Raw genomic sequence first — 3,779 nt, 5'->3', positions numbered from 1 at the left:
CCGGATTGGGCGGGGACAGGCTTGCGGCTCATGCGGTCCTTTCGAGGGGCAGGGGTTGGCGGCGAGGCGAGTAACGCGCTTTCATGACCTCGCCGAACGAGGCCGTGCGGAACCGGGTTCCGTCAGGCGCTGGGGCGGTGGGGGCGTCGTTCATTCGCCAACGACGATGGCAGATCGGGCAGCAGGTGCACAGTCCTAATCACCACGCGGATGCGATTGGCCGGAGGCTGTGGCGCGATCGCCTCGCGTCCGGGGCAATCGCCTCATCGATCGACATCGCCGGCGACGTCGCTCAGGAGTACGTCGCGGATCGCTCCATCAGCCGCGAGATATAGGCGATCGGCCAGCCGAAACCGACGACATGGATCGAAAAGCTCAGCGCCATCATCCCCGGGTTGGTGGTCGGCGTGTAGCCCACCGCCGACAGCGGCACGACGACCCAGTTCATCACGACATAGGCAATGATCGCGCAGAGCAGGCCGCAGAGCAGCGGGCGGCTGTAGAGGAAGGGCAGGGGCCTTGCCGCCGCGATATAGGCACCCGCCGCGACCACCGAGATCAGGACGTGATAGAAGATGCCGAGCAACACCGCCGGCGTTCCACCAATATAGGCGTTCTTGCCCATCGTGCCGCTGGCGATCGACTGGAACACGATCCCGGGCGAATTGCCCAGCGACGCCTGGATCGGCAGCACGAAGATCATCTCGATCGCGGCGGCGGCGATGCCGGTGACGAGCGCGGCGATCAGGAAGCGATTGGGGGTCATGGTCTCTCCCTCTGCCTTCGGCGTCTCAGTGCAGGTCGTCGCGAACCACCGTGCCGCCCTTCATCACGAAGGCCACGCGCTGGAGCAGGGTGATGTCGGCAAGCGGGTCGCCGCGCACCGCGATCAGGTCGCCATAATGACCGGGAGTCAGCGAGCCGACTCTGTCCGACCATCCCATCAGCTCGGCACCGCCCAGGGTCGCGGCGCGGATCGCGCCGAGCGGGCCGAGGCCGAGCCGCGACAGGGTCACGATCTCGAACGCGTTGTCGCCATGATCCTCGATCGTGCCGGCGTCGAAGCCGCTGGCGATCTTGACGCCCAGTTTCTGCGCAAGCGGGAGATTGATGCGCGCGGTGGCGAGCAACTTGTCGACATAGGCTTTGACCCGGGGATCGGTCGCCTTCTCGCCGAACCGGACATAGGCGCCCTTGGTCGGCACCCAGAACACGCCCTTGTCGGCCATGGTCTTGAGCTCGTCCGCGGTCGCGTCATTGCCATGCTCGATCGAATCGACGCCCGCCGCCAAGGCGTTGCGGATACCGTCGGGTGTGGTTGCGTGGGCCGCGACCTTCCGGTGGAATTGATGCGCTACCTCGACGATCGCGCGGATCTCCTCGACCGTGAAGGTCGCGTCCCGCCAGTCGGCATAGACCTTGATCAGGTCCGCGCCATGACCGATCTGCTCGCGCGCGGCGCGGCGCGCTTCCTCGACGCCGCTGACCATCTGCGCGCCGGTCGGGAAATCCTTGAGGTCCCAGGCCACGCCGAACGGATTGTATTGGCCGATCATCGCGATGCCGCGCGACGCGCCTTGCATACGTGGTCCCTCGACCAAGCCTTCGTTGATCGCGTCGCGCAGGTCGAGATCGGCATAGCCCGAGCCCTCACTCTCGACGTCGCGCACCGAGGTGAAGCCGGCACGCAGGGTGGCGCGGGCATCCGCTGCGCCGTCGAGCGCGCGCCTGGCGAGCGATTTGGTCAATAGGCTGGCGCCATAATCGTCGGGCCCTTCCTTGAAGCGCGCCATCAGATGGTCGTGCGCGTCGATCAGGCCGGGAAGGACAGTGGCGTCGCCAAGGTCGATCACCTTGGCGCCGGCGGGAATGGCGAGCTTGCTACCGGCGGCGGTGATCTTGCCGTCGGTGATCAGGATGACGGCGTCCGGCTCGTAGCGGCCCTTCTCGACATCGAGCATCCGCGCGGCCTTTACCGCGACGACGGGTGAGTCGACGGGCGTTTGCGCAGGCCCGCTCGCGGGCGCGGCAAAAGCGAGGGCGACACCCGCCAGTAGAAGGGCCCAGCGACCGGCTGCTCGTCCGCGCATGACTTCCCCCCATCGCGATGCGCCGGAGATCGTGCCGTTGGACTGGCCGCTGAGCAACTATCTTCGTCATGCCGGACTTGTTCCGGCATCCAACGTGTCGCCAGGGATTCCGCTTGAGGAGCGTTGGACCCCGGAACAAGTCCGGGGTGACGATGCGGTTCAGGCAGCGAAGCGGAGCCGTTCGACGCCGATGACCGAATTGGGGCCGGCCTTGACCAGCTCGACCTCGACCATCGACCCGACCGGCGCGTCGGTCTCGATCAGGACCGATTGCAGCCAGGGCGACTTGCCGAGCATCTGGCCGGGAAGCTTGCCCGGGCGCTCGATCAGCACGTCGCAGGTCCGCCCGACGCTCGCGGCGTTGAATGCGGCCTGATCGCGATTGAGCGCGGCCTGCAGGCGTTGCAGGCGTTCGTCCATCACTTGCGGTGCGATCTGGCCGTCCATCGCGGCGGCGGGGGTGCCGGGGCGAGGGCTGTATTTGAAGCTGAACGCCATCGAATAGCGGACTTCGTCGATCAGGCTCAGCGTGTCCTCGAACTCGGCATCGGTCTCGCCGGGGAAGCCGACGATGAAGTCGCCCGACAAGGCGATGTCGGGCCGCGCGGTGCGGACGCGATCGAGGATGCGGAGATAGGAATCGCGGCTGTGGCTGCGGTTCATCGCCTTGAGGATGCGGTCAGTCCCCGCCTGGACCGGCAGATGGAGGAACGGCATCAATGTCTCGACCTCGCGATGCGCGGCGATCAGTCCGTCGGTCATGTCGTTGGGATGGCTGGTCGTGTAGCGGATACGCGCGAGACCGGGGATGCGGTCGAGCTCGCGGATCAGCGCGCCCAGGTCGCGATCACCGTCGCTCCAGGCGTTCACGTTCTGGCCGAGCAAAGTGATTTCCTTGGCGCCCGCGTCGACCAGCGCCTTGGCCTCGTCGACCAGCGCGGCCCATGGCCGGCTGATCTCGGCGCCGCGCGTATAGGGGACGACGCAATAAGTGCAGAATTTGTCGCATCCTTCCTGCACCGTCAGGAACGCGGTCGGGCCCACCTTGCGGCGGGCAGGCAGCGCGTCGAACTTCGACAGGACGGGCATGTCGGTGTCGAGGCCGAGTTGCCCTTCCGCAGCCTTCGCTACGAGGTTGGGCAAATTGTGATAGGATTGCGGACCGACCACGATATCGACCTTGGCGCGGCGCGCGATCTCCTCACCTTCGGCCTGTGCGACGCAGCCGGCGACGGCGATCATCGGCTCGTTGCCGTGTTTCCTCAGGCGGCCGATGTCCGAATAGACCTTCTCGGTCGCCTTTTCGCGGATGTGGCAGGTGTTGAGCACCACGAGGTCGGCGGCATTGGCGTCGTCGGTCGCGGTCAGGCCCTGCGCGGCCATCAGTTCGGCCATGCGCTCGCCGTCATAGACGTTCATCTGGCAGCCGAACGACTTGACGTGGAAGGTCTTGGGATTCTTGGCGGAGGTCATGATGGCGGCGCCTATAACAGCTCCTCCCCGGGACGGGGAGGGGGCCAATCAGGGTGTCGCTTGAGGTGGACCCCCTCCACCAAGCCGCTTCGCGTCTTGGTCCCCCTCCCCGTCCCGGGGAGGAGTTTTTCCGGCCCAGACATCATGTCCGATGAAGGTCGGCACGTCGTGCCCGATCACCTCGGCCAGCGCTTCGCGGATGCGGCGCAGGCTCTC

At 66.4% G+C, this 3,779-nt stretch carries 3 protein-coding genes; all 3 read right to left on the bottom strand.

Annotated features, from left to right (window positions below; genetic code table 11):
• Positions 1-292: 292 nt before the first annotated feature.
• Positions 293-766, bottom strand: coding sequence for a hypothetical protein (locus ACTHJR_RS14205; protein WP_440523890.1), 474 nt, complete (start codon positions 764-766; stop codon positions 293-295).
• 25 nt (positions 767-791) lie between these two features.
• Entirely contained in the window at positions 792-1,961 is a 1,170-nt protein-coding gene (locus ACTHJR_RS14200) for an amidohydrolase family protein (RefSeq protein WP_440523889.1), read from the bottom strand.
• A 288-nt stretch (positions 1,962-2,249) separates the two neighbouring features.
• Positions 2,250-3,563 (bottom strand): tRNA (N6-isopentenyl adenosine(37)-C2)-methylthiotransferase MiaB, encoded by a 1,314-nt coding sequence (miaB, locus tag ACTHJR_RS14195; RefSeq protein ID WP_440523888.1) that lies wholly within the window; start codon positions 3,561-3,563, stop codon positions 2,250-2,252.
• Between the last annotated feature and the right edge of the window lie 216 nt (positions 3,564-3,779).

The organism is Sphingomonas sp., from assembly GCF_051962185.1.
GTDB lineage: Bacteria > Pseudomonadota > Alphaproteobacteria > Sphingomonadales > Sphingomonadaceae > Sphingomonas.
Note: the sequence above shows the minus strand (reverse complement) of the source record. Positions and strands in the feature narration are given on the sequence as shown.